The following is a 25,968-nucleotide window of genomic DNA, read 5'->3' on the forward strand; positions in this document are numbered from 1 at the left end:
CAAATACAACACCTCTCCAAAAGAATCAGTTAGCTGCGCCTCCGCCGTGTTGTTCTTGTTATGCGTGAGTCGATTCGTCTTGTTTTTATTATGTGGGTGGTACAGGTTTTTATTTTTCTTGTACTAAGCATATAGCAGAACACGTGCCAACTTTTTGAAGTCCTTGTAAATCAAGGGGTTGGGCGTGCCGTGATTGCTGGTGGGCGAAAAAAAGCCGGGATTTCGTTACCGTAAACCCCGGCTTTTGTTACGTCTGGATAAGGATCGGTAACAGTTTTGCTCGCTGGGCGGGAACTGTTACCTGGTCGCGCGATCAGGTTTCGTTGGTGACACCCTTGCGCCGCGGTATGCCCAGGCGCTGGCGGCGCTCCCAGAGGCACTTGCGGCTCACGCCCAGTTTGCGCGCCAGTTCGGTTTCGGTCATGTGGTCCTGGTGTTCAAGGACAAAATGCTGGAAGTAGTCTTCCAGCGACAGGTCTTCACTGGGATCCTGATTGGCCCCGCTTGCGCCATTGGGCAGCGGCGCCAGGCCGACGAAATCCACCTCGTCCAGATCACTCAGCTCAATGTCGATGCCCAGCAGGTCGGCAGAGATTTCCGCCGACTCACTGAGAATCACCGAGCGCTCGACGGCGTTTTCCAGCTCGCGCACGTTACCGGGCCAGCTGTAGTGGTGGATGGCCTGCTCGGCATCGGCACCGAAGCGTAGCTCAGGGCGTCCGGCCTTGGCGCTCTGCCGGGCCAGAAACGCGCGGGCAATCTCCAGCACGTCGTTGCCACGCTCGCGCAGCGCCGGCAGCTTCAAGGCAATCACATGCAGGCGGTAATAAAGGTCTTCGCGGAAGTCGCCGTTTTTGGCCAGGGTCTTGAGGTCGCGGTGGGTCGCAGCAATCAGGCGCACATCGACCTTTTGCGATTGCACCGAGCCGACCCGGCGAATTTCGCCTTCCTGCAAGACGCGCAGCAGCCGTGCCTGAGCCTCCAGCGGCAGCTCGCCGATTTCGTCGAGAAACAGCGTACCGCCATCGGCCGCCTCGACCAGGCCTGCACGGCCGGCACTGGCCCCGGTAAAGGCGCCTTTTTCATGGCCGAACAGTTCCGATTCAATCAGCGATTCGGGAATCGCCGCGCAGTTGACCGAGATCATCGGCGCCTTGGCGCGGCGCGAAAGGTTATGCAGGGCGCGTGCGACCAGCTCTTTGCCGGTGCCGGACTCGCCCTGGACCAGCACGTTGGAGTCGGTGGGCGCGACCTTGCGGATCTTGCCGTACAGGTCCTGCATCGGCGGGCAGGAACCGATAATGCCGATTTCGCCATTGGCGTTGGCGGCGGTCGGTTTGTCCGTTGCGCTGGCGGCCTTGCCGGTACTGCGCTCGGCGGCCAGGGGTTGTGGCTGGGGTTGCGTTGATTGGCGATCGCGCAGGATTCGCGCCACCGCCTGGAGCATTTCGTCGTGGTCAAAAGGCTTGGCGATATAATCGACCGCGCCCATTTTCATCGAGTCGACGGCCGAGCGCAGGCTGGCATAGCTGGTCATGATCAGCACCGGTTTGCCTTCGCCAAGCTTGATCAGTTCGGTGCCCGGCGCGCCGGGCAGACGCAGGTCGCTGACGATCAGGTCAAACGATGGAATGCTGAAGCGTTCCTGAGCCTCCTGCACCGAGCCGGCTTCGCTGACCTGATACTGATTGCGCTCCAGTAAGCGGCGCAGCGCCGAGCGGATGATGGTTTCGTCTTCGACGATCAGAATATGCGGCATTGATTCAGTTCTCTCGACGGTCTCAGTTCACGGTGGACGTCGCTTCGACATGTCGCGGTAGCGTCACCCGGATACGGGTGCCACGTTGCCGTACAGGGTCGGCCGGACTGTCGATGGTGATTTGTCCATAATGCTCTTCAACGATGGAATAGACCAGAGCAAGCCCCAGCCCAGTGCCTTCGCCAGGATCTTTGGTGGTGAAGAACGGTTCGAACAATCGGTCCATGATTGCTTTCGCAATACCACTGCCTTCATCTTCGACGATCAGGTCCACGGTATGTTCAGAGGCTTCGCTCATGACCCGCACGGCACTGCCGGCCGGGGATGCGTCGCGTGCGTTGGACAGCAGGTTGATCAGCACCTGAGCCAGCCGCTGCGGGTCGCCATCGGCCCAGTGGTCGGGGTCGCAGAGGTTGTAGAACTGTATTTCAAAGTTGCGCCGGTTGAGCGCCAGCAGACCAATGGCATCCTGCGCGACTTCGGCCAGGCACACCGGTTCGTCGCTGTTCTGGTGTGCGCCGGCGTGGGCGAAGCTCATCAGCGACTGGACGATGCGTGATACGCGCTTGGTCTGTTCGATGATCTGGCTACTGATTTCCGCCAGTTCCGGTTCGTCTTCGCGTTCTTCGCGCAGGTTCTGCGCCAGGCAGGCGATACCGGTGATCGGGTTGCCGATTTCGTGGGCCACCCCGGCGGCCAGTCGGCCAATGCTGGCCAGGCGCTCGGAATGCACCAGCTTGTCTTCGAGCATCTGGGTTTCGGTAAGGTCTTCGACCAGCAGCACCAGGCCACTGTTGCCGGGCGCCAGCGGTTCGTCAATGGCCGCCTTGTGCAGGTTCAGCCAGCGAATCTGGCCCTCCAGCGACAGCCGCTGTTTGTGCAGGTGTTCGTCAGGCACGCTGATGAAGCTGCTCAGCAGGCCTTTCCAGGGCTCGGCAATGGTCTCCAGCCGCGAACCCACCACATGCTGGGCAGGAACGCCGGTCAGTTCTTCCATGGCCCGGTTCCACATCAGGATTTCCTGATCCTTGGCCAGCGAGCAGACCCCCATGGGCAGTTCCTGCAGGGTCTGGCGGTGGTAGCGGCGCAAGGCGTCGAGTTCCGCGGCCAGGCCGGTGAGGCGCGAGTGGTAGTCCTCAAGCCGGCTCTCGATGAAGTGGATGTCTTCGGTCACGTACTTCTCGCCGCCGGACTTATACGGCAGGAACGTTTCGACCATGTCCTGGGCGACGCTTGGGCCCATCAGGCCGGACAGGTTGGCTTCGATCCGGTCGCGCAGGCGGCGCAAGGCATACGGGCGGCGTTCGTCGAAGGGCAGGTACAGGTCACGCAGTGCCTGCTCAACCTCTTTTTGTGCGGCCTTACCGCCCAGCGGTTTGGCCAGTTGGGTGGCGAATTCCTGAGGCGAGGCAACGAACAACTCACGGCGTTGTGGGCGGCGCACGTTATCCACAGCACAGGCTTCGGCGGCACTGGCCTCTTCGGCGCTGGCGTTGGTGAACAGCGACACCAGAGTGAACATCACCACGTTGGCCGCCAGTGAGGCGATCGCCGCCATGTGCCAGCTGGTGTCATCCAGCACATAGATCATGTTCAGCATCGGAATGTAGAAGCCTTCGAGATTGCCCAGCAGCGGCAACAGCATGCTGAACACCCAGACCGTGATGCCGGCCAGGATCCCGGCGATAAAGCCGCGTCGGTTGGCGGTCGGCCAGTACAGCACCGACAGGACGCCGGGCAGGAACTGCAAGGTGGCGACGAAGGCGACGATGCCCATATTGGCCAGGTCTTGCTGGGCGCCGAGCATCAGGTAGAAGCAGTAGCCGGCAGCGATGATGGCGATGATCAGCGCGCGGCGGGTCCATTTCAGCCAGCGATAGATATTGCCCTCGGCCGGCGGCTGGTACAACGGCAGCACCAGATGGTTGAGGGCCATGCCCGACAACGCCAGGGTGGTGACGATAATCAGCCCGCTGGCTGCCGACAGGCCGCCTACATAAGCCAGCAACGCCAGTGATTTGCTGTGCGCGGCCATGCCCAGGCCCAGGGTGAAGTATTCCGGGCTGGTCGGTGCGCCGAGTTTCAGGCCGGCCCAGAGAATCAGCGGCACGGCGAGGCTGATCAGCAGCAGGTAGAACGGCAGCCCCCAGCTGGCACTGACCAGTGCGCGCGGGTTGAGGTTCTCGGTAAAGGTCATGTGATACATGTGCGGCATGACGATGGCCGAGGCAAAGAACACCAGCAGCAGGGTGCGCCACGGGCCTTCCTGCAATGGGGTGTGCAGCGAGGCCAGGGCGGTCTGGTTCTGCAACAGCCAGAGTTCCAGTTGTTGCGGGCCGCCGAACACCGTGTACAGGGCGTAGATACCCAGCGCGCCCAGCGCGACCAGTTTGATGATCGACTCAAAGGCAATCGCGAACACCAGGCCCTGGTGCTTTTCCCGGGTTGCGATATGCCGTGAGCCAAAGAAGATCGTGAACAGGCTGATCAGGGCGCAGAAGGCTACGGCGACCCGGTTGCGCACCGGCTCACCGGTCAGAATGCCGATCGAGTCGGCCACCGCCTGGATCTGCAGGGCCAGCAGCGGCAAGACGCCGATCAGCATGAATATCGTGGTCAGGGCGCCTGCCCAGGTACTGCGAAAGCGAAACGCGAATAAGTCGGCCAGCGATGAAAGCTGATAGGTGCGGGTGATTTTCAGAATCGGGTAAAGCAGCACCGGCGCCAGCAGAAACGCCCCGGAAACACCCAGATAGGTCGCCAGAAAACCATAACCATACTGATAGGCCAGGCCCACTGTGCCGTAGAACGCCCAGGAGCTGGCGTAAACCCCAAGCGACAGGGTGTAGGTCAGCGGGTGGCGAATGATCCAGCGTGGAATCAGGCCGCGCTCGCTGATCCAGGCAACGCCGAACAGCACCAGCAGGTAGGCCGTGCTGACCAGCAGCATTTGGGTCAGGCTAAAGCTCATCGGCGTCTCGCTGGCTTTGCAGAATGAACGTCACCACGATGAGAATCAGCCAGAGCATGTATGGCCGGTACCAGGCGCCTGTTGCGTCGATCCACCAGTCCATGATGGCTGGCGAAAACAGATAGATGCCCACCACCAGCAGCAGGACCAGTCGGTAGATGTACATGGCGCCTCCTTGAACCAGGTGTCTTGGGTGGGTGAGGAGCGGCATGTTAACCAATGCGGTACAACCTGCAAGCGCCGATTTCAGCAGAATTCGGCAACCGCTCTGGATCAGTCTATTCCAGACTCCGCAATGACTGAAAGCCTGGGGATTTGCCCGGCATCCCAGTGCTGCACCGCCCAACTGAGCACTTCCTGCGGCGTACCATAGAGCAGTTGTTCGTCAGTGGGTTGCCCAAGTGCGCGCAAGGCTCGCAGCAGCAACGGGGTGGCCTGGTCGGCGGGCAGCGGGGGCGAGCGGTAGGACTTGCCGAGTTTGTGGCCGTCGGGCTGGGTAATCAGTGGCACATGCAGGTAGCGCGGTTGGGCAATGCCGAGCAGCTCTTGCAGGTACAGTTGCCGAGGCGTGGAGTCGAGCAGGTCGGCGCCGCGCACAATGTTGTTGATACCTTGCCAGGCGTCGTCGATGACCACCGCCAGTTGATAGGCGTAAAACCCGTCGCGGCGGCGAATCACAAAATCACCGGCCTCGCGGCCCAGATGCTGGCGATACTCACCCTGTACCCGGTCGGTAAAGCGGTACTCGAGCTCCGGTACACGCAGCCGGATAGCACCGTCACTCGGGGCGTGGCCGAGGTTGCGGCACAAGCCGGGGTACACCCCGTCATAGGCTTGCAGCTGTTTACGCGAGCAGGTGCAGGTGTAGGCCAGCCCTTGGCTGAACCAGCGCTCAAGAACCTGGGCATAGGCGTCATGGCGTTCGCTCTGGCGCACGCAGTCACCGTCCCATTCAAAACCGTAGGCTTCCAGGGTTTGCAAAATGGCTGTCTGGGCGCCGGCCACTTCCCGTGGCGGGTCCAGATCTTCCATGCGCATCAGCCACACGCCGTTGGCTGCGCGGGCGTCCAGATAAGATGCCAGGGCAGCGACCAGTGAGCCGAAATGCAGATAACCGCTGGGGGTGGGTGCGAAGCGCCCGACGTAAGAAGATTTGTTCATGCGGTGATAATAACGGCTCAACAAAAAAGACGCCGAAGCGTCTTTTTATTGCAGGGGCGGCGGGCTTACTTGCCGACCTGCTTTTCCTTGATTTCTGCCAAGGTCTTGCAGTCGATGCACAGGTCGGCAGTCGGGCGGGCTTCGAGACGGCGAATGCCGATTTCAACGCCGCAGGACTCGCACCAGCCGTACTCTTCGTCGAGGATCAGTTGCAGAGTCTTGTCGATCTTCTTGATCAGTTTGCGCTCGCGGTCACGGGCACGCAGTTCAAGGCTGAACTCTTCTTCCTGACTGGCGCGGTCGGCCGGGTCGGGGAAGTTTGCCGCATCATCCTTCATATGGTCTACCGTGCGGTCGACCTCCTGCATCAAGTCACTTTTCCACTTGTTGAGGATTTTGGTGAAGTGCGCGCGCATAGGCTCGCCCATGTACTCTTCGCCCTTGGTTTCTACATAAGGCTCGAAACCGCTGATTAGATTCTGTTGCTTTTCTTGCGTGGGCATGTAGGGACCGCCTCTCACTCTTCTAATCTGTTGCGCAGGATGTTCCATCACCGACACCCGTCGGCCCTGCAGGTGCAAGCCGGCGAACTTACCAGATCAATTCGCCGTCCGCTACTCCCGGTTGTCGTGCATGGCACCGGGTTGTGAACGAGCCGTTAAAGTCTGGTTGCCGACAATCAAACCTAGAACATTAAAGCGCACCAGAGTTTCTTTTTTATTTTTGTTAATGCACCTTTTTGCGGCACTTTGATCACCCTGCGGCGGCCAGGTCATGGGTAGAATCGTGTCTGCCTGCCCGTTGCACAAGGCAAATCAACGGGAGCCTCTGAAAACATCGGCGAGGCAGCCAGCGCAAGCTGCGTGTAACTCCGCAGGCGCCCAGCCAGCAGGCAGTTTTCAGAGGTGCCCGAATGTCCAATTTCAAAGGAACGCCCATGGTCCAGCACTACAGTGCGCGCAGCCGCGCCATCGAACCCTTTCATGTCATGGCCTTGTTGTCGCGCGCCAATGAACTGCAGGCGGCCGGGCACGATGTGATCCACCTGGAAATCGGCGAGCCCGACTTTACCACCGCCCAGCCGATCGTTGCGGCGGGCCAGGCTGCCCTGGCCGAGGGCAAGACCCGCTACACCGCAGCCCGCGGTCTACCGGAGCTGCGCGAGGCGATCGCCGGGTTCTATGCCCGGCGCTACAGCCTGAATATTGATCCGCAGCGTATTCTGATCACTCCGGGTGGCTCGGGTGCGCTGCTGCTGGCCAGCAGCCTGCTGGTCGATCCGGGTAAGCACTGGCTGTTGGCTGATCCGGGCTACCCGTGCAACCGGCATTTTCTGCGCCTGGTTGAAGGCGGCGCGCAACTGGTCCCGGTCGGCCCCGATGAGCGTTATCAGTTGACGCCGGGGCTGGTCGAGCGTTTCTGGAATCAGGACAGTGTGGGTGCATTGCTGGCATCACCGGCTAACCCGACCGGCACCTTGCTGCAGCGCGATGAGCTCAAGGCATTGTCCACGACCCTCAAGGCGCATCGCGGCCATATGGTGGTCGACGAGATCTACCACGGCCTGACTTACGGCACCGAGGCCAGCAGTGTCCTGGAAGTGGACGATGATGCCTTCGTGCTTAACAGTTTTTCCAAATACTTTGGCATGACCGGCTGGCGGCTGGGCTGGCTGGTGGCGCCGCCAGCGGCAGTCGGTGAACTGGAAAAGCTGGCGCAAAACCTCTATATCAGCGCGCCGAGTGTGGCGCAGTATGCTGCGCTGGCCTGTTTCGAAACGCCGACTCTGGAGATTCTTGAACAGCGCCGTGCCGAGTTCGGCCGGCGCCGCGATTACTTGCTACCGGCGCTGCGCGAGCTGGGCTTCGGGATTGCCGTGGAACCTGAAGGTGCGTTCTATCTGTATGCCGATATCAGCGCGTTCGGCGGCGATGCCTTCGCGTTCTGTCAGCATTTCCTGGAAACCGAACATGTGGCCTTTACTCCGGGGCTGGATTTCGGCCGCCATAAAGCCGGCCATCACGTGCGCTTTGCCTACACCCAAAGCCTCGAACGCCTGGAGCAGGCGGTCGAGCGTATTGCCCGTGGCCTGCGTAGCTGGAGCGCCTGATGCGCTTTGATCCTGCACTTGAACAAGGCCGCCTGTTGCAGCGCTACAAGCGTTTTCTGGCTGATATCGAAACCGACAGCGGCGAACGCCTGACCATTCACTGCCCCAACACCGGCTCGATGCTTAACTGCATGCAGCCCGGTGGCCGGGTGTGGTTCAGTCGCTCCAATGATCCCAAGCGCAAACTGCCGGGCACTTGGGAGATCAGTGAAACGCCGCAGGGGCGGTTGGCGTGCATCAATACCGGACGGGCCAATACGCTGGTCGAAGAAGCCCTGCGTGCCGGTGTCATCAGCGAACTCAACGGCTTTACCGCCCTCAGGCGCGAGGTGCCTTACGGCCAGGAAAAAAGCCGGGTGGATTTTCGCCTGCAATACCCACAGGGCGACCTGTACCTGGAGGTCAAGAGCGTCACCCTGGGGTTTGATGATTCGCCGGTAGCGGCATTTCCCGATGCGGTGACCCAGCGTGGTGCCCGGCACTTGCGTGAACTGGCGGCGTTGGCGCGCGAGGGCGTTCGCGCCGCCTTGCTGTACTGCGTGAATCTGGCCGGCATCGAAGCGGTGCGCCCGGCTGCGGAGATCGACCCCGCCTACGCTGCGGCCTTGCGTGAGGCCGTGGCCGCTGGAGTCGAGGTGCTGGCCTACGGTGTGGACATCAGCGCCGAGGAGGTCCGTCTGGTCCGGCGCCTGCAGGTACGGTCGCTCTGAGCGGCTGATCAGTCGGGCAGTATCCAGATGCCCTGGCTGTCTTCCCGGCAGGGTACGGCACTGAGAAACTGGCCTTCGCAGGGGCCGACCACGCATTCACCGCTTTCGATCAGAAACAGTGCGCCGTGGCTGGCGCACCGGATCAGGCTGGCGGAGTCATCCAGGCAATGATCTGTTTGCCAATGCAGCGGTATGTTCCGGTGCGGACAGCGATTGCGATACAGGTACACCTGCCCATGCCTGCGCACCGCCAGCAACTGTAGATCGTCCAGGCTCAATGCCTGGCTGCTGCCTTCGGCGAGTTGGCTGGAAAGGCAAAGTAACTTCATTGTGCTTGACCATTAAATGCAAACAATTATCAAATGTCGCCGATTCGCAACGGCTCCATGAGTCGCTGCGCCCGTATTCAATAAAAGGAATTCTTGCATGTCTCTGCGCGCCTTGCTGGTCGCCCTGTGTGTCAGCGTGCTGACGGTGCCAATGGCCACGGCAGCCGAGCCACCTGCGCGGCTGGTCAGTGCCGGCGGCGCAGTGACCGAATGGATCGTCGAACTGGGCGCTCAGCCCAGCCTGGTGGGGGTCGACACGACCAGTCAGAACCCCGAGTCGCTCAAGCCCTTGCCGCGTATCGGTTATCAGCGTCAGTTGTCCGCCGAAGGCATTCTCAGCCTGCGTCCGGACGCCATGGCGGGCACCGACGAAATGGGCCCGCCGGCGGTGCTTGAGCAGTTGCGCGCAGCCGGGGTGAGAATCGAAGTGTTACCGGCGCAGCCTGAACTCGACACACTCAAGGACAACCTGCAGCGCCTGGGTCATTTGCTCGGTGTGCCGGAACGGGCCGCCCAGTTGAGCGAGGCCTTTGCCAGCCAGCTTGATACCCAACAACAATGGGTGACCGAGGCGCGCCGCCGTCAGGCGGTTCCCGGTGTTTTGCTGCTGGTCGGCCACGGCGGTGGCAAGCCGATGGTGGCCGGTACCGGTACGGTGGGCGACTGGCTGATCAGGCAGGCCGGTGGCCGCAATCTTGCGAGCCACCACGGCTACAAAGTGGTTTCCAGCGAAGCCATGGCCGGACTTGCCGCCCAGGTGCTGATCGTCGCTGACCGGACCCTGACCGGAGAGGCGGCCCGCCAGGCGCTGCTCAAAGAGAATCCGTTGTTGACAGCCATGCCGGCGGTGCGTGACAAGCGAGTGATCGATCTGGATCCGACGTTGCTGGTGGGCGGGCTGGGGCCGCGCCTGCCCGGGGCGCTGTTGGGCGTGTCCAAAGTCTTTTATCCGCAGCCATGAAGCGCGCTTTATCGGCGCGGCTGCTGTTTACGCTGCTGATCGGCCTGTGTCTGCTGGCGACCCTGTTATCGCTGGCCATGGGGCCGGTCAGGCTGCCGATCAACGACACCCTGGCGGCCATTGTGCGGCTGGCGGGCTGGCCGTTGGCGGGGGAGGCCGGCCAGGCTGAGCTGATCATCGGCCAGATCCGCTTGCCACGCACCTTGCTGGGGCTGGCGGTGGGCGCGGTATTGGCGATGTCCGGGGTGGCCATGCAAGGCCTGTTTCGCAACCCCTTGGCCGACCCGGTGCTGGTTGGCGTGTCCAGTGGCGCTGCGCTTGGTGCAGCACTGGCCATCGTCGGCGGGATCTGGTGGGCCAGCCTGCCCACGGTGCTGCAGCCTTATCTGGTGTCGCTCAGCGCGGTCGCCGGTGGTTTGCTGGTGACCGGGATCGTTTATCGCCTGGGCCGCCGCGACGGCCAGACCAGCGTCGCGACCATGTTACTGGCCGGCATCGCGTTGACTGCCTTGGCGACCTCGGTGATCGGTTTGCTCACCTATCTGGCCGACGATGCGACCCTGCGCACTTTGACCTTCTGGAACCTGGGCAGCCTCAATGGCGCCAGTTATGTGAGGTTGTGGCCGTTGTTGCCGGTCTGCCTGCTGATCATTCTCTGGCTGCCGCGCCGCGCCAAGGCGCTCAATGCCTTGCTGTTGGGCGAGTCAGAGGCGCGTCACCTGGGGGTTGATGTTCAGGCGCTCAAGCGTGAGCTGGTGTTCTGCACGGCGCTGGGGGTCGGCGCAGCGGTGGCGGCTGCCGGGCTAATCGGCTTTATTGGTCTGATCGTCCCGCACCTGGTGCGTCTGCTCTGCGGTCCGGATCACCGGGTCTTGTTACCCGCCTCGGCATTGGCCGGTGCCAGCCTGCTGCTGTTCGCTGACTTGTTCGCCCGCCAGGTTCTGGCCCCGGCCGAGTTGCCGATCGGGATCGTTACCGCGCTGCTGGGCGGGCCGTTTTTTCTTTATCTGCTGGTACGGGGAGCGCGTTGATGTTGCGGGCCGAGAATCTGCACATTGTGCGTGGCGAGCGCAGCGTGCTCAGCGGGGTCGATTTGCAGCTGCAAGCCGGTCAGGTGCTCGGTGTGCTGGGGCCTAACGGCGCGGGCAAGAGCAGCCTGCTTGCTGCGCTGAGCGGTGACCTCAAGCCGGCTCAGGGCCGGGTGTGGCTGGCCGACAAACCGCTGCAGCAATGGGCTGCGCAGGAGCGCGCCCGGCGTCTGGCCGTGCTGCCGCAAAGCTCGACGCTGAGCTTTGCCTTTCGGGTCGATGAAGTGGTGGGCATGGGCCGGCTACCCCATGCCACCGGCGCCGAACAAGATGCGCGGATCGTACAGGTGGCCTTGCAGGCCGCCGATGCCCTGCATCTGGCCGAACGTGGCTACATGGCGCTGTCGGGTGGCGAGCGCCAGCGGGTGCATCTGGCACGGGTGCTTGCACAGCTCTGGCCGGGTGACGGTGATTGTGTGTTGCTGCTCGACGAGCCCACCTCAATGCTTGACCCGCTGCATCAGCACACCGTCCTGCAAGCGGTGCGACGCTTCGCCGAGCGCTCGGTGGCGGTGTTGATCGTGCTCCACGACCTGAATCTGGCAGCGCGTTACTGCGATCGCTTGCTGCTGATCAATGAGGGTTGCGTGCATCTTGCGGGGACGGCGTTTGAAGTCTTGCAGCCGGCAGCACTCAAGCAGGTGTTTGGCCTGGACGTGCTGGTGCAGGCGCATCCGGAGTTGGGGCATCCACTGGTGATTGCCCGCTGATGCTGAGTCAGACATTTCCTGCATTCATGTAGCTCTCTTCCCTGAATCTGGTATGCCAGATTCTTACCTTGGCGCCTCGGTTATTGTCCTGCCCATCCTTTTCCTGATGGGAGATGCACGCAATGAGCGACGATGCCGAGCAACTGGCGCTCCGGGCCCTGGAGATGCTGGAACTGCTGGCCCTCAACCACGACGATAGCGAAGAGCGGATCATTAACCTCTGCAAGCGTGCCCTGACGCCGGTCGGCGCGGTGGCGGCGGTCTGTGTGGCGCCACGTTTTGTTTGCCTGGCCCGGACTGCTCTGGACCGTTTGCGAGCGCGGCAAGTGCGGGTGGTGGCGCAGGTCAATTTCCCATGGGCCAACGACAGCGTCGACATGGTGGTCCGGGAAGCACGTGCGGCGCTGGTTTCTGGTGCTGATGAAATCGACGTGGTGTATCCGTTTCGCACCCTGCTTGCCGGTAACGCCCCGCTGGTAACGGAGTTGCTTGCTGCGTGCAAGGCCGAGTGCGGCAGCCGCGCCAGCTTTACTGTGACCCTGGAAGCCGGCGAGTTGCGCGACCCGCAGTTGATTCGCAGCGCCTGCCGTGACGCCATAGCCGCCGGCGCGGATTTTCTCAAGAGCTGCACCGACCGCCTGGTGGCACCGGTCAGCCCACAAATCGTGCGGATCATGCTGGAGTCGATAGCGGAAACGGGAGGGCTGGTGGGCTGCAAGATCGTTGGCGGGGTCCGTACCCTCAATGACGCCAGACCGCTCATGAGTCTGGCCAGCAGCCGCTTCAGCAGCGCCTGGTGTTCGCCGCAGCGGGTCCGGATCGGCGGCTCTGTGCTGCTCGATGACTTGTTGGTGAGTTTGGGTGTACTGGAGGCGGGCAGGTATTGAGCAGACAAAAAAAGACCCGGCAAAGTGCCGGGTCAAAAACCGTGATTAGCCTGATGAGGAGATAATCTGAGAGTCCGAACCAAGGTCTTTCAGGTTACCGACCAGTCTCGCGACCAGCTGTGATAATCATAACGATTCTCATTTCGAAGTCAACAGTTGTTTTATTAATTTTTTGCAATGGCGCTGCGCGACGAATCCAGCCGTCAGCTCAGTCTTGTCGAGCCGTCGGGACAAACAAGCGGGAAACGGGGGGAGGCAAACGTGCAGCTACCCGCCTGCGTTGCGCAGGCGGGTTACAACCAGAACCGCTCAGCGGGTGCGGTAGCGCAGGCGGGTACCGAAATTCACCGACATAAGAATCTCATCGGCGGTCAGTTCCGGTGGGAAGTAGGCTCCGGAAATCTGCGCGTGAGCAATGCTGGCGCCTTCCATCGGGATGTTGCGCAAATCCAGGCCGCGTAAGTCTGCAGAGCGGAAGTAGGCATCGGTAAAGTCGATACCGGTAGTGTCCAGATCACGCAGGTCCAGGCCACGGAAATCACCACCACGCAGGTCGATCACGCCGTCCCTGGGTTTTTCCCTGTTGAAGCCGTCCACATCATCCTTGCGCAGTAACAGATACAGCGGTGAGTCGATCTGTTTGGGCTGGCTCATAGCATTAACTCGGGTTCGTTGGATTTATGGCGCCATTATATCGCCACTATCTGGGGGCCGTGAAGCAGCATCTGCTCAACGGCTCTTCAGCTATTTACAGGCCTGGCAGGCGCTGGCGCAGTTCATCGGCGAGATTGTCCAGGTCGCTGCCGACATGGGTCTGGATGCGCTGGCTGAGCAGGACTTCTTCGGCGCTCAGCGGCTCGCGGGCAGCCTGTTGGGCCTGTACCACTTCCAGAGTCGCTTCGGAGGGGTCGCCGCCTTCGGTCTGGCGCTGCTGCAACCACTGCTCGATGACGGCTTGGGGTGCTTCACAGTCGAGGATCAGGAACGGCACGCCGTTTTCCTCTGCGACATGTGCAGCAGTCTGACGCTGCGCCTGCTTGAGGAAGGTGGCGTCCAGAACCACCGAAAAACCGGCGTGCAGAACCTGGCTGGCCAGTTCGTTCAGGCGGCTGTAGGTGGCTGCACTGGCATCGCTGCCGTAGCGCTCGCCGCTCTCGCTGCTGAACAGGCGCTGGCGCTCAACGTCCGAACGCAGGCGAATGGCCCCCAGCGATTGGGTCAGGCGCAGCGCCACCTGGCTTTTGCCGACTGCCGAGACACCGTGGGTGATGGCCAGAAAGCGCGAAGTGATGGCGCTGTAGCTTTCTGCGAGATTGGCATAGTTGCGGTATTGAGCGAGCACGGCGGCGCGGCGTTCGGCGTCCGCATCCGGCCCCAGGCCAAACAGCGCGACCTTGGCGCGAACCAAAGCGCGGTAGGCCTTGTAGAAGTTCAGCAGCTCCAGCCCCTGGTAGTCGCCGGTCAGTTCCAGGTATTCGCTGATCAGGCGGTTGGCCAGTGGTTTGAGGCCGCGGTCTTCCAGGTCCATGGCCAGGAAGCCGATGTCGGCGTAGACGTCGGTCTTGCGGAACGGCTCGTTGAATTCGATGCAGTCGAACAGCACGACCTTACCGTCGATCAGCGCGGCGTTGCCCAGGTGGATATCCCCATGGCACTCGCGGATAAAACCTTCGGCCTTGCGTTGAACCAACAGGGGCCTGAGCCGCTCAAAGCTCGACTCGGCCCAGGCCTGCAGTGCTTCAAGCTGCTGCAAGTCGGCTTTTTCGCTGATCATTGGCCGGATCTGTTCGAAATTCTGGGTCACCGGGGCCATGACGCTGTCTGGCGAGCCAAGCTCGGTTTCGTCGCCGACCTTCGGCGCTGACAGGTGGAAGCGGGCGATCTGGCTGGCCAGTTCGCTGATGTGTGCCTGAGTCAGTTCGCCGTTGGCCTGCATGACGTTGAGCAGGCCGCTTTGCGGAAACTGGCGCATCTTGAGGGCGTATTCGATGGCCGGGCCTTCGCCGCCCAGTTGCGGCGCTTCGGCTGAGCCGGTCAGTGGTAGCACTTCAAGGTACAGGCCTTCGGTGAGGCGTTGGTTCAGCCGCAGCTCTTCATGGCAAAAGTGCTTGCGTGACTCCAGGCTGGTGAAGTCCAGGAAGCCAAAGTTCATCGGTTTCTTGATTTTGTAAACGTAAGGGCCTGTGAGCAGCACCCATGAGATGTGCGTTTCGATGACCTGGAAGTTTTCCACCGGATGGGGAAACAGGGCAGGGTTCTGCAGGGCTGCAATGAGTGACTGGCTCACAGGTGATCCTTCAAGATGTTTGGAATTTTAATGCCTCAAGCCGGCCATTATGGCTGCTTGGCCCAGCACTGCAAACCGCTGGCCGAGGCGTCTGTCGAACCTTTTTAAAGTGCGTATAATCCGCGCCCATGACTCGATCCCGTTCTTCCCGTACCTCCAAGAAACGCCCACCCACCAGCAGGCTGCGTACCTGGCTTGGCTGGGGGCTGAAACTCAGCATTGTCGGCCTGGTTATCCTGGCCGGTTTCGCGGTGTATCTCGATGCCGTGGTCCAGGAGAAATTCTCTGGCAAACGCTGGATGATTCCGGCCAAGGTTTATGCCCGGCCGCTGGAGCTATTCGTCGGCCAGAAGCTTAGCCGCGACGATTTTCTCATTGAGCTCGACGCGCTGGGCTACCGTCGTGAAAGCGTGGCCAATGGTCCCGGGGCCGCAGCGGTCAATGGCAATACCGTGGATCTGAACACTCGCGGTTTTCAATTCTATGAAGGTGCCGACCCTGCGCAGCAGATTCGCGTGCGTTTCTCCGGTGACTTTGTCGCCGACCTGAGCGCTGCCAATGGTGCCAAGCTGGCGGTGGCGCGTATGGAGCCGCTGTTGATCGGCGGCCTGTATCCGAAAAATCTCGAAGACCGGATCCTGATCAAGCTTGATCAGGCGCCGCCCTACCTGCTCGACGCGTTGGTAGCGGTCGAAGACCGCGACTTCTATAGCCACTTTGGCGTATCACCCAAATCCATTGCCCGGGCGATCTGGGTCAACACCTCGGCCGGGCAGATGCGCCAGGGCGGCAGTACCCTGACCCAACAGTTGGTAAAAAACTTCTACCTCACCAACGAGCGCAGCCTGTCACGCAAACTCAATGAAGCGATGATGTCGGTGCTGCTTGAGGTGCACTACAGCAAGCAGGAAATTCTCGAGGCTTATCTCAACGAGGTGTTCGTCGGCCAAGACGGCCCGCGCGCGGTGCATGGCTTTGGTCTGGCCAGTCAGTATTTCTTCAGCCAGCCGCTCTCGGAACTCAAGCTGCATCAGGTGGCGTTGCTGGTCGGTCTGGTCAAGGGGCCGTCGTATTACAACCCGCGGCGCAACCCTGAGCGTGCTCTGGAGCGACGTAACTTGGTGCTCGACCTGCTGGAGCAACAGGGGGTCGCCACGCCGGAAGCAGTGGCGGCTGCGAAGAAAATGCCACTGGGTGTAACCCGCACTGGCAGCCTGGCGGACAGTTCGTTCCCGGCTTTCCTTGACCTGGTCAAGCGTCAATTGCGCGAAGACTATCGCGACGAGGACTTGACCGAAGAAGGTCTGCGGATCTTCACCAGTTTCGATCCGATCCTGCAAATGAAGTCTCAAGCCGCGATGGATGAGACCTTCAAACGTCTGGCCGGGCGCAAGGGCGCCGATGAGGTCGAGTCGGCGATGGTGGTGACCAACCCGGAAACCGGTGAGGTCCAGGCCTTGCTTGGCAGCCGTCAGGCCGGTTATGCCGGGTTCAACCGGGCCATTGACGCGGTGCGGCCGATCGGCTCGCTGGTCAAGCCGGCGATCTACCTGACGGCCCTGGAGCAGCCGAGTAAATACACCCTGACCAGTTGGGTGGCCGATGAGCCATTCCAGGTCAAAGGCGCCGATGGCCAGGTCTGGAAACCGCAGAACTACGACCGCAAGTCCCACGGCAACATCTTCCTGTATCAGGGGCTGGCGCATTCCTACAACCTGTCCACGGCCAAACTGGGTCTGGAGCTGGGTGTGCCGAATGTGTTCAAGACCCTTAACAAGCTGGGCGTGACGCGTGAATGGCCGGCCTATCCGTCGATGCTGCTGGGCGCTGGCGGCCTGACGCCGATGGAAGTGGCAACCATGTACCAGACCATCGCCAGTGGCGGCTTCAACACGCCGATGCGCGGCATTCGCAGTGTATTGACCGCCGAGGGCGAGCCGCTCAAGCGTTACCCGTTCCAGATCCAGCAGCGCTTCGATCCGGGCGCGATCTATCTGGTGCAGAACGCCATGCAGCGGGTCATGCGTGAAGGCACTGGCAAGTCGGTCTACAACGTGTTGCCGGGGTCGTTGAATCTGGCGGGCAAGACCGGCACCAGTAATGATTCGCGCGACAGCTGGTTTGCCGGCTTCAGCCAGGACACCCTGGCCGTGGTGTGGATGGGCCGTGACGACAACGGCAAGACCCCGTTCACCGGTGCGACCGGTGCGTTGCAGGTCTGGACCAGTTTCATGCGCAAGGCCGAGCCTTTGCCGCTGGACATGGCGATGCCGGACAACGTGGTGCAGGCCTGGGTGGATGCCGCGACAGGGCAGGGTTCCGACGCCAGTTGCCCGAACGCGGTGCAGATGCCGTATATTCGCGGCAGCGAACCGGTGCCAGGCGCAGCCTGTGGCAGCGGTCCGGCCCCGGCCGAGGCCGTCATGGACTGGGTCAAGGGCTGGCTGAACTAAGCAAAGAGGGTTTGACGTGAATAAATGGTGGCTCCCGGCCGTAACTGCCCTGACAGTACTCAGCGGCTGTGCCAGTGTTCAGCAAGGCTCGATTCCGGTGGTGGATTCGGGCTCCAAGGTATCCAACAGCGAGCGCGTAACGGCGTCGCGCAACAATGCCGGCTACCGCACCAATACCGCCCAGGCGGCCCGGCCTCAGGCCCAGGCGATTCCCGAAGACTCGGGCGTGACGGTGATGATCCCGGCCGGTGGCAGCGGCATTCAGACCTACTCGGCACCCGTCGGTCAGGCACCGATCAGCGTCAATTCGGCGCCGATCGATACCTCGGGGGCTTACCAGGCACCGATCAGTTCAGCACCGGCCAGTACCGGTAGCTATGATCTGCCATCGGTGCCGACCGGCATTCCATCGAACAATGCAGGCGGGCTGTCGGCCGATGAGCAACTGGACGGTCCGGTACTGGCGCTGTTGACCACTGCCCAGCAACAACAGAGCGGCGGCGACCTCAATGGCGCTTCGTCCAGCCTGGAGCGTGCCCAGCGGGTTGCCCCGCGCGAGCCGCAAGTGCTGTACAAGCTGGCCCAGGTGCGTCTGGCGCAAGGTGATGCCGCCCAGGCCGAGCAACTGTCGCGCCGCGCCCTGACCTATTCCAACGGTCGCCCCAGCCTGCAGGCCAGCCTCTGGGAGCTGATTGCCCAGTCGCGTGAAAAGCAGGGTGATGCTGCCGGGGCTGCTCAGGCTCGTCAGAAAGCCCGGGTCAACCTCTGATGGACAAGCGTGTGTCAGAGCTGGCAGATCAGTTGCTGTCGATCGAGCAGGCGTTGCGCGAGCAGGGCTGGTGGGATGCCTCACCGCCCGATGCCCAGGCGCTGGCCAGCCAGCAGCCCTTTGCGGTCGATACCCTGGCATTCGAGCAGTGGCTGCAATGGATCTTCCTGCCGCGCATGAAAGTCATCATCGAGCAGAACCTGGCATTGCCCAATGCCTCGGGTATCCGTGAAATGGCCGAGATGGTATTTATCGACCGCGCCGAGCAGGCCCGCGCTCTGCTCGAAGCGCTGAGCCGCTTTGATCGCTTGATCGCTCAGGCCGGCTGAGTCAGTTGCAGTACTCGGCAATCATCTTCTCGGTCTCACCAATACGCGCCTGACGTTCCTCCTCAGTCAGGCGTTTGGAGCCGTCTTCGGTCGGTTCGCGTATACGGGCATAAGCCTTGAGTTTGGCCAGGTTGGTGCGAATGATTTCGCAGTTGGCGGTGCGCTTGGCTTCGGCCGCCTGCGCCTGCTTTCTGACCCTGGCGTCAATCGCGCGCTGCGGGTCGACAGGTGTGGCAGGCGTCGCCACGGAACCTGACATGGCCGGCTTCTGGATGTCCACCGACTCGACCTGCTGCCCGGCCGGCGGCGTGGCGTCATAGTGCGTTACGCCTTGTGCATCGACCCATTTATAAATCTGAGCAGCCTGAGCGGTTGCCGTCATGGCCGTGGCCAGGACCGCTGCAAGAGTCATCCAGCGCATCATGCATCCTTGAAGTGTCATTTGTGGCGCAAGCTATCATATTGCCCCTCTGTCCGTCCGAATACGGCTGATTTACCCGGCAATCGTCAAGAAAGCTTACGGATCACTTGACTTGCAGGGGGCGAATCACAACAATCCAAAGTTCGCTGTAGGGGGACTGCCAGAAGCAGACCGTCTCGGTAGATCATGAGGCGCACATCCGCGTCGACCTGTAACACCCGCAACGCGTTACCTCGCGCTGGGTGGGACCGTTCCGCAACACTCAGGGACATCCCAATACTTGCTCAGTCAGTGCTGACGTAGTCGGCGACCACCGTCGCTCATGCTCTGCTTGGCAGTAAACCTATTAAGACCCGTCCACGTATGGACGGTATTCTGGCGTTTTAGAGGTGAACAACGTGGAGCTTTTATCTGGCGCTGAAATGGTCGTCCGCTTCCTGCGTGACGAAGGCGTTAAGCACATCTATGGCTACCCGGGCGGCGCTTTGCTGCACGTCTATGATGCGCTGTTCAAGGAACCTGAAGTCAGTCATATCCTGGTCCGCCACGAGCAGGCCGCGACCCATATGGCGGATGGTTATGCCCGTGCGACCGGCAAGGCCGGCGTGGTGCTGGTAACGTCCGGCCCTGGCGCGACCAACGCCATTACCGGTATTGCCACTGCCTATATGGACTCGATCCCGATGGTGGTGATCTCCGGTCAGGTGCCGAGCACCCTGGTGGGCACCGATGCCTTCCAGGAAACCGACATGATCGGTATCTCGCGCCCGATCGTGAAGCACAGCTTCATGATCAAGCACCCGTCGGAAATCCCGGATGTCCTGAAAAAGGCCTTTTACCTGGCGCAGTCCGGCCGTCCAGGCCCGGTCGTGGTCGATCTGCCAAAAGACATGACCAACCCGGCCGAGAAGTTCGAATACGTTTACCCGAAAAAGGTCAAGCTGCGCTCCTACAGCCCGGCCGTTCGTGGTCACTCCGGGCAGATCCGCAAGGCGGTCGAAATGCTGCTGGCCGCCAAGCGCCCGGTCATCTACTCCGGTGGTGGCGTGGTGATGGGCAACGGCGCTTCGCCACTGACCGAACTGGCCCGTCTGCTCGACGCGCCGGTCACCAATACCCTGATGGGGCTGGGCGGCTACCCTGGCACTGACCGTCAGTTCGTCGGCATGCTCGGCATGCATGGCAGCTACACCGCCAACATGGTCATGCACAATACCGACGTGATCCTGGCCGTTGGCGCCCGTTTTGACGACCGCGTCATCAACGGGGCCGCCAAGTTCTGCCCGAACGCCAAGATCATCCACATCGATATCGACCCGGCTTCGATCTCCAAGACCATCAAGGCCGACGTGCCGATCGTGGGGCCTGTCGAGAGCGTGCTGACCGATATGGTCGCGACCTTCAAGGAAATCGGCCAGACCCCTGACCAGCAAGCGGTTGGCAGTTGGTGGAAGCAGATTGACGAATGGCGCGCGGGTGGCGACCTGTTCCCGTATGACCGTGGCGATGGCAGCATCATCAAGCCGCAAAAGGTCATCGAGACCCTGCACGAAGTGACCAAAGGCGATGCCTACGTCACCTCCGATGTGGGGCAGCACCAGATGTTTGCTGCTCAGTACTACCGCTTCGACAAGCCCAATCGCTGGATCAACTCCGGTGGCCTGGGCACCATGGGCTTCGGTTTCCCGGCAGCCATGGGCATCAAGCTGAACTTCCCGGACGCCGACGTCGCCTGTGTGACCGGCGAGGGCAGTATCCAGATGAACATCCAGGAACTGTCCACCTGCCTGCAGTACGACCTGCCGGTGAAGATCATCCTGCTCAACAACGGCGTGCTTGGCATGGTCCGTCAGTGGCAGGACATGAGCTATGGCGGACGTCACTCGCACTCGTACGTCGAGTCGCTGCCTGATTTCGTCAAGCTGGTCGAATCCTATGGCCATGTCGGCATCCGCATCACCGACCTGAAAGACCTGAAGCCGAAACTGGAAGAAGCCTTCGCCATGAAGGATCGCCTGGTCTTCGTCGACATCCAGGTCGATGTGAGCGAGCACGTCTATCCGATGCAGATCAAGGACGGCTCGATGCGCGATATGTGGTTGAGCAAGACGGAGCGGACATAATCATGCGGCACATCATTTCCCTACTGCTGGAAAACGAACCGGGTGCACTGTCGCGCGTCGTGGGTCTGTTCTCCCAGCGTAACTACAACATCGAAAGCCTGACCGTGGCACCGACTGAAGACCCGACCCTGTCGCGTCTGACGCTGACCACTGTGGGGCACGATGAGGTGATCGAGCAGATCACCAAGAACCTCAACAAACTGGTTGAAGTGGTCAAGCTGGTCGACCTGTCCGAGAGCGCGCATATCGAGCGTGAACTCATGCTGGTCAAGGTCAAGGCCACTGGCGCGCAGCGTGCCGAGATCAAGCGCACCACGGATATCTTCCGCGGGCAGATCGTCGACGTCACGGCCAGCGTTTATACCGTGCAGTTGAGCGGCACCAGCGACAAGCTGGACAGCTTCATTCAGGCCATCGGCACCGCCGCTATCCTGGAAACAGTTCGCAGTGGCGTGACGGGCATTGCCCGTGGCGACAAAGTGCTGAGCATCTAAATCAATTTGCAATATGGCCTGAACGGCCGAGATAACAGGGGATTTCCATGAAAGTTTTCTACGACAAAGACTGTGACCTTTCGATCATCCAGGGCAAGAAAGTCGCGATCATCGGCTACGGCTCCCAGGGCCACGCTCAAGCGTGCAACCTGAAAGACTCCGGCGTTGACGTCACTATCGGCCTGCGTAAAGGTTCGGCTACTGTCGCCAAGGCTGAAGCTCATGGCCTGAAAGTGACTGACGTCGCTTCTGCCGTTGCTGCTGCCGACCTGGTCATGATCCTGACTCCGGACGAATTCCAGGGCCAGCTGTACAAGCAGGAAATCGAGCCAAACCTGAAGCAGGGCGCTACCCTGGCGTTCTCCCACGGTTTCGCCATCCACTACAACCAGGTCGTGCCACGCGCTGACCTGGACGTGATCATGATCGCGCCAAAAGCGCCAGGTCACACCGTACGTACCGAGTTCGTCAAAGGCGGCGGTATTCCTGACCTGATCGCTATCTACCAGGACGCTTCGGGCAACGCCAAAAACGTTGCACTGTCTTACGCTTCGGGCGTAGGCGGCGGCCGTACCGGTATCATCGAAACCACCTTCAAGGACGAGACTGAAACCGACCTGTTCGGCGAGCAGGCTGTTCTGTGTGGCGGTACCGTTGAGCTGGTCAAAGCCGGTTTCGAAACCCTGGTTGAAGCTGGCTACGCGCCAGAAATGGCCTACTTCGAGTGCCTGCACGAACTGAAACTGATCGTTGACCTCATGTACGAAGGCGGTATCGCCAACATGAACTACTCGATCTCCAACAACGCCGAGTACGGCGAGTACGTGACCGGTCCAGAAGTCATCAACGAAGAATCCCGCAAGGCCATGCGCAATGCTCTCAAGCGCATCCAGGACGGCGAGTACGCGAAGATGTTCATCAGCGAAGGCGCTACCAACTATCCATCGATGACCGCCAAGCGTCGTAACAACGCCGCTCACGGTATCGAAGTCATTGGCGAGCAGCTGCGCTCGATGATGCCTTGGATCGCGGCGAACAAGATCGTCGACAAAGCCAAGAACTAAGTTCTCGGTGATGTGAAAAAAACGCGGCCACTTGGCCGCGTTTTTTCATTTTGGCGTGTAGGAAATGGCTACTGTTCAGCCTCGATACATGTGTTTGGGCTTCAAGCGCCGCCAGTTCTGGTATAAAGCTGCATCGTTTGCGTCCGAACCCTCGGGGCAGACACCTGTCATATTTTCAAACCGCTGCAAGGTAATCTTCATGAGCGAACGTCCTGAAGAATCCCGCAAGGGTTCTGACGCCGAAAGCCTGCTACCCATTGATGAACATGTAGAAGAGGTGCGTGATGCCGAAGGGCGTCAGGTTCGGCACCGTGGTATCTATCTGCTGCCCAATCTGTTCACCACCGCCAATCTGTTTGCCGGCTTCTATTCGATTATCAGTTCGATGAGTGCCATGAGCGCCGGCGATTCTGCCAGTGCCAGCAAGTACTTCGCGTTTGCAGCCATCGCGATCTTCGTCGCCATGGTGCTCGACGGCCTGGATGGTCGAGTGGCCCGTATGACCAATACCCAAAGTGCCTTTGGCGCTGAATACGACTCGCTGTCCGACATGGTGGCGTTTGGGGTTGCGCCTGCCCTGCTGGCATTCGGCTGGGCGCTGGGTGATATGGGCAAGGTCGGCTGGATGGTCGCCTTCATCTACGTAGCAGGCGCCGCGCTGCGCCTGGCGCGCTTCAATACCCAGGTTGGCAAAGCCGACAAGCGTTACTTCATCGGTCTGGCCAGTCCGGCAGCAGCAGGTGTGGTCGCCGGTACGGTGTGGGCGTTCAGTGACTACGGCATTCAGGGCTCGAAGCTGTCGTTTCTGGTCGCGCTGCTGGTGGCTGCGGCGGGCATGCTGATGGTCAGCAATATCAAGTACAACAGCTTCAAAGAGTTGGATCTCAAGGGGCGGGTGCCTTTTGTTGCAATTCTTGTGGTGGTGTTGGTGTTTGCCGTGGTGTTCAGTGACCCGCCGCGTATCCTGCTGTTGATTTTCCTGGGTTATGCGCTGTCAGGCCCCGCTCAATATCTGTTACGTCTACAGCGGCGCAAGTGATCTGATCTTCTGCATACTCCGTAGTCTATAGGTGGTGTCTGCCACTCAAGCTATGGAGTCATCATGCTTATCAAGCTTCCTTCTGCATCCGACTCTCGCGAGTCGGATGTCACGCCCGAATCCATCTATCTCTCCCGCCGTACTCTGCTGGGCAGTTCCATGGCGGGGTTGGCCATGGCCGGCTTGCCGCACTGGGCCAATGCCGGTGAGCCCTCTCGCTATGCTGATGTCGAGCCGGGCAGGGCGCCTGGCTGGTTCAACGACAAGCTCGGTTCGTTGCAGTGGCAGGCCGTGACCGTCAAAGACGAAGCTGTCACGCCTTACAAGGATGCCACTCACTACAACAACTTCTATGAGTTCGGCCCTGACAAAGGTGATCCGGCGCAGAATGCCGGGTCTCTCAAGGTCGAGCCCTGGAGCGTGGTCATTGACGGAGAGGTGGCTAAGCCGGGCCGCTATGCGCTTGAGGATTTCATCAAGCCCTTCCAGCTACAGGAGCGGATCTACCGGATGCGCTGCGTCGAAGCCTGGTCGATGGTCATTCCCTGGATAGGTTTTCCGCTGGCTGAACTGCTCAAACAGGTTGAGCCGACTTCGAAGGCGCGCTACATCCGTTTCGAGACCCTCAAGGATCCGCAGTCAATGCCCGGTCAGCGTTCGGGGTTTGCTCTGATTGACTGGCCTTATGTAGAAGGGTTGCGACTTGATGAGGCGATGCATCCGCTGACCATTCTGGCGGTGGGGATGTATGGGCGTGAGCTGCCCAACCAGAATGGTGCGCCGTTGCGTTTGGTAGTGCCCTGGAAGTATGGCTTTAAAGGGGTAAAGTCGATTGTGCGGATAAGCCTGGTCAATGATCAGCCACGCACCACCTGGCAAAGCCTGGCGCCCAGTGAGTATGGCTTCTACGCCAATGTGAACCCGACGGTCGATCATCCGCGCTGGACCCAGGCACGAGAAAGGCGGTTGCCCAGCGGCTTGTTCAGCCCCAATGTGCGGCAGACCGAGATGTTCAATGGTTATGGGGAAGAGGTGGCGTCCCTGTATTCCGGTATGGATCTGCGCAAGGATTACTGATGCGTTACGGCGTATGGCGGTTGATGGTCTTTATGCTGGTGCTGGTGTGGCCGGTCTGGTGGTTGTATGAGGCATGGATCTTTGCGCTGGGGCCGGACCCGGGCAAGGTGCTGGTAGACAGGTTGGGGCTTGGCACGCTGATTCTTTTGTTGATCACGTTATGCATGACGCCGCTGGCCCGCCTTACCGGGTGGGGTGGGTGGATGGCTGTGCGCCGGCAACTGGGGTTATGGTGCTTTGCATACGCGGTTCTGCACGTGACCTTGTATGCCTTGTTTATTCTTGGCCTGGACTGGGGGCAATTGGGTGTCGAGCTGGTGAAGCGGCCCTACATTATTGTTGGCAGTCTTGCCTGGCTGGGGTTGCTGGCTCTGGCAGTGACTTCCAATCGGTATAGTCAGCGCCGGCTTGGGCGGCGCTGGAAGTCGCTGCATAAGCTTGTATATGCCGTCTTGCTGCTTGGCTTGTTGCATATGCTCTGGATTGTGCGGTCGGACCTGCAGGAGTGGCTCATATATGCAGCTGTCGGCGCAGTGCTGCTTATAATACGAATCCCTGCATTGGCCCGGAAAATCCCGCGATTATTACCGGTCAGGCGCTAATTTCGCGATATTTGAAATTAACGGTTGACGGGGTTTCAGATGTGCTTATAATGCGCACCACTTCCAACGCGGAATGAACGAAAAACTCCTTGGTAATCAACGAGTTAGCAGTTCGGAAAGGGTTGGAGGCGGTGCGAGCCTCCTGGCTCCGGCGGTGAAAAAGGCAGTTGACAGCAACTTAGGATGCTGTAAGATTCGCCTCCCGCTGACGAGTTAATCGAAAGATGCTCGGCGCGCTGTTCGGTTCTAGCGTTTCGAAGTTTTGAATGAGTTTGAAGCTTCTGAAAATAAACGCTTGACAGAACAAGAGGTTAGCGTAGAATGCGCGCCTCGGTTGAAGCGAAAGGCTCAACCAACCGCTCTTTAACAATTGAATCAAGCAATTCGTGTGGGTGCTTGCGCTGTCAGACTGAGAGTCAACAGATTATCAGCAACGTAAGTGGTCATGCGAGAAATCACATAGTCATTTGAGATTGCTGAGCCAAGTTTAGGGTTTTCTCAAAATCCAAGCAGTATTGAACTGAAGAGTTTGATCATGGCTCAGATTGAACGCTGGCGGCAGGCCTAACACATGCAAGTCGAGCGGTAGAGAGAAGCTTGCTTCTCTTGAGAGCGGCGGACGGG

At 60.4% G+C, this 25,968-nt stretch carries 25 protein-coding genes and 1 rRNA gene; 16 read left to right on the plus strand and 10 right to left on the minus strand.

Features of this window, described 5'->3' with window-relative positions:
• Positions 1-313: 313 nt before the first annotated feature.
• The 6 genes from NJC38_RS17830 to NJC38_RS17855 all read right to left on the minus strand — a co-directional run bounded on the left by NJC38_RS17830 (position 314) and on the right by NJC38_RS17855 (position 6,667).
• On the minus strand, positions 314-1,759 hold the full coding sequence (locus tag NJC38_RS17830; RefSeq protein WP_253116260.1) for a sigma-54 dependent transcriptional regulator: 1,446 nt from the start codon (positions 1,757-1,759) through the stop codon (positions 314-316).
• Positions 1,760-1,781: 22 nt separating this feature from the next.
• The gene (locus NJC38_RS17835) at positions 1,782-4,730 is read right to left on the minus strand and encodes a sensor histidine kinase (protein WP_045483552.1); all 2,949 of its coding nucleotides are present in this window, start codon (positions 4,728-4,730) and stop codon (positions 1,782-1,784) included.
• Positions 4,720-4,896 carry a hypothetical protein gene (locus NJC38_RS17840; RefSeq protein WP_002552060.1) on the minus strand — a complete coding sequence of 59 codons (177 nt, stop codon included), beginning with the start codon at positions 4,894-4,896 and terminating at the stop codon, positions 4,720-4,722. Before NJC38_RS17840 ends, NJC38_RS17835 begins: the two co-directional genes overlap by 11 nt.
• A gap of 107 nt (positions 4,897-5,003) precedes the next feature.
• Positions 5,004-5,891 carry a tRNA glutamyl-Q(34) synthetase GluQRS gene (gene gluQRS, locus NJC38_RS17845; RefSeq protein WP_253116262.1) on the minus strand — a complete coding sequence of 296 codons (888 nt, stop codon included), beginning with the start codon at positions 5,889-5,891 and terminating at the stop codon, positions 5,004-5,006.
• Positions 5,892-5,956: 65 nt separating this feature from the next.
• Positions 5,957-6,394 carry an RNA polymerase-binding protein DksA gene (dksA, locus tag NJC38_RS17850; protein ID WP_045483546.1) on the minus strand — a complete coding sequence of 146 codons (438 nt, stop codon included), beginning with the start codon at positions 6,392-6,394 and terminating at the stop codon, positions 5,957-5,959.
• Between the two features lie 111 nt (positions 6,395-6,505).
• Positions 6,506-6,667 (minus strand): hypothetical protein, encoded by a 162-nt coding sequence (locus tag NJC38_RS17855; protein ID WP_253116264.1) that lies wholly within the window; start codon positions 6,665-6,667, stop codon positions 6,506-6,508.
• Positions 6,668-6,828: 161 nt separating this feature from the next.
• Here NJC38_RS17855 and NJC38_RS17860 point away from each other — a divergent pair, with 161 nt between their 5' ends.
• Both NJC38_RS17860 and sfsA read left to right on the plus strand, forming a co-directional pair.
• Positions 6,829-8,001: a pyridoxal phosphate-dependent aminotransferase gene (locus NJC38_RS17860; RefSeq protein WP_045483544.1), complete on the plus strand. Its 1,173-nt coding sequence runs from the start codon at positions 6,829-6,831 to the stop codon at positions 7,999-8,001.
• Entirely contained in the window at positions 8,001-8,711 is a 711-nt protein-coding gene (gene sfsA / locus NJC38_RS17865; RefSeq protein WP_045483540.1) for a DNA/RNA nuclease SfsA, read from the plus strand. Before NJC38_RS17860 ends, sfsA begins: the two co-directional genes overlap by 1 nt.
• Before the next feature lie 8 nt (positions 8,712-8,719).
• Here the strand turns inward: sfsA and NJC38_RS17870 are convergent, their stop codons facing one another.
• Positions 8,720-9,040, minus strand: a complete 321-nt coding sequence (locus NJC38_RS17870; protein WP_253116266.1) for a Rieske (2Fe-2S) protein — start codon at positions 9,038-9,040, stop codon at positions 8,720-8,722.
• A gap of 97 nt (positions 9,041-9,137) precedes the next feature.
• On the opposite strand from NJC38_RS17870, the gene NJC38_RS17875 reads away from it, so the two are divergent.
• The 4 genes from NJC38_RS17875 to deoC all read left to right on the plus strand — a co-directional run bounded on the left by NJC38_RS17875 (position 9,138) and on the right by deoC (position 12,686).
• Positions 9,138-10,001 (plus strand): ABC transporter substrate-binding protein, encoded by an 864-nt coding sequence (locus NJC38_RS17875; protein WP_253116268.1) that lies wholly within the window; start codon positions 9,138-9,140, stop codon positions 9,999-10,001.
• A 50-nt stretch (positions 10,002-10,051) separates the two neighbouring features.
• A complete protein-coding gene (locus NJC38_RS17880; RefSeq protein ID WP_162484343.1) occupies positions 10,052-11,032 on the plus strand; it encodes an iron ABC transporter permease in 981 nt (326 codons plus the stop codon).
• Positions 11,032-11,799, plus strand: coding sequence for a heme ABC transporter ATP-binding protein (locus tag NJC38_RS17885; protein WP_253116270.1), 768 nt, complete (start codon positions 11,032-11,034; stop codon positions 11,797-11,799). The genes NJC38_RS17880 and NJC38_RS17885 overlap by 1 nt, the downstream gene beginning before the upstream one ends.
• A 113-nt stretch (positions 11,800-11,912) precedes the next feature.
• Complete coding sequence (gene deoC / locus NJC38_RS17890; protein ID WP_045483525.1) at positions 11,913-12,686, plus strand: deoxyribose-phosphate aldolase; 774 nt, start codon at positions 11,913-11,915, stop codon at positions 12,684-12,686.
• A 309-nt stretch (positions 12,687-12,995) separates the two neighbouring features.
• On the opposite strand, the gene NJC38_RS17895 is transcribed toward deoC, so the two are convergent.
• Both NJC38_RS17895 and NJC38_RS17900 read right to left on the minus strand, forming a co-directional pair.
• Positions 12,996-13,340, minus strand: coding sequence for a pentapeptide repeat-containing protein (locus NJC38_RS17895; RefSeq protein WP_045483522.1), 345 nt, complete (start codon positions 13,338-13,340; stop codon positions 12,996-12,998).
• A 94-nt stretch (positions 13,341-13,434) separates the two neighbouring features.
• A complete protein-coding gene (locus NJC38_RS17900; RefSeq protein ID WP_045483519.1) occupies positions 13,435-14,973 on the minus strand; it encodes a bifunctional aminoglycoside phosphotransferase/ATP-binding protein in 1,539 nt (512 codons plus the stop codon).
• Positions 14,974-15,101: 128 nt separating this feature from the next.
• On the opposite strand from NJC38_RS17900, the gene mrcB reads away from it, so the two are divergent.
• The 3 genes from mrcB to NJC38_RS17915 are packed head-to-tail and all read left to right on the plus strand — an operon-like array spanning position 15,102 to position 18,524.
• Positions 15,102-17,426 (plus strand): penicillin-binding protein 1B, encoded by a 2,325-nt coding sequence (gene mrcB / locus NJC38_RS17905; protein ID WP_045483516.1) that lies wholly within the window; start codon positions 15,102-15,104, stop codon positions 17,424-17,426.
• A 16-nt stretch (positions 17,427-17,442) separates the two neighbouring features.
• Positions 17,443-18,195 carry a hypothetical protein gene (locus tag NJC38_RS17910; RefSeq protein WP_253116272.1) on the plus strand — a complete coding sequence of 251 codons (753 nt, stop codon included), beginning with the start codon at positions 17,443-17,445 and terminating at the stop codon, positions 18,193-18,195.
• Positions 18,195-18,524 carry a YqcC family protein gene (locus NJC38_RS17915; RefSeq protein WP_253116274.1) on the plus strand — a complete coding sequence of 110 codons (330 nt, stop codon included), beginning with the start codon at positions 18,195-18,197 and terminating at the stop codon, positions 18,522-18,524. The genes NJC38_RS17910 and NJC38_RS17915 overlap by 1 nt, the downstream gene beginning before the upstream one ends.
• A 1-nt stretch (position 18,525) precedes the next feature.
• Here the strand turns inward: NJC38_RS17915 and NJC38_RS17920 are convergent, their stop codons facing one another.
• A complete protein-coding gene (locus NJC38_RS17920; RefSeq protein WP_253116276.1) occupies positions 18,526-18,945 on the minus strand; it encodes a DUF4124 domain-containing protein in 420 nt (139 codons plus the stop codon).
• Between the two features lie 398 nt (positions 18,946-19,343).
• Between NJC38_RS17920 and NJC38_RS17925 the strand changes: the two genes are divergently transcribed.
• The 7 genes from NJC38_RS17925 to NJC38_RS17955 form a co-directional block, all read left to right on the plus strand.
• Positions 19,344-21,068, plus strand: a complete 1,725-nt coding sequence (locus NJC38_RS17925; RefSeq protein ID WP_045493847.1) for an acetolactate synthase 3 large subunit — start codon at positions 19,344-19,346, stop codon at positions 21,066-21,068.
• Between the two features lie 2 nt (positions 21,069-21,070).
• The gene (gene ilvN / locus NJC38_RS17930) at positions 21,071-21,562 is read left to right on the plus strand and encodes an acetolactate synthase small subunit (RefSeq protein WP_025258538.1); all 492 of its coding nucleotides are present in this window, start codon (positions 21,071-21,073) and stop codon (positions 21,560-21,562) included.
• Between the two features lie 47 nt (positions 21,563-21,609).
• Positions 21,610-22,626 carry a ketol-acid reductoisomerase gene (gene ilvC / locus NJC38_RS17935; RefSeq protein WP_045483502.1) on the plus strand — a complete coding sequence of 339 codons (1,017 nt, stop codon included), beginning with the start codon at positions 21,610-21,612 and terminating at the stop codon, positions 22,624-22,626.
• Positions 22,627-22,825: 199 nt separating this feature from the next.
• The gene (pssA, locus tag NJC38_RS17940) at positions 22,826-23,665 is read left to right on the plus strand and encodes a CDP-diacylglycerol--serine O-phosphatidyltransferase (protein WP_045483498.1); all 840 of its coding nucleotides are present in this window, start codon (positions 22,826-22,828) and stop codon (positions 23,663-23,665) included.
• 63 nt (positions 23,666-23,728) lie between these two features.
• Positions 23,729-24,742 (plus strand): protein-methionine-sulfoxide reductase catalytic subunit MsrP, encoded by a 1,014-nt coding sequence (gene msrP / locus NJC38_RS17945; RefSeq protein WP_253116279.1) that lies wholly within the window; start codon positions 23,729-23,731, stop codon positions 24,740-24,742.
• Positions 24,742-25,344: a protein-methionine-sulfoxide reductase heme-binding subunit MsrQ gene (gene msrQ, locus NJC38_RS17950; protein WP_045483492.1), complete on the plus strand. Its 603-nt coding sequence runs from the start codon at positions 24,742-24,744 to the stop codon at positions 25,342-25,344. Before msrP ends, msrQ begins: the two co-directional genes overlap by 1 nt.
• A 517-nt stretch (positions 25,345-25,861) precedes the next feature.
• A 16S ribosomal RNA gene (locus NJC38_RS17955) occupies positions 25,862-25,968 on the plus strand; the annotation flags it as partial.

It is taken from the genome of Pseudomonas sp. 21LCFQ010 (assembly GCF_024129905.1).
In the GTDB taxonomy this organism is placed as follows: domain Bacteria; phylum Pseudomonadota; class Gammaproteobacteria; order Pseudomonadales; family Pseudomonadaceae; genus Aquipseudomonas.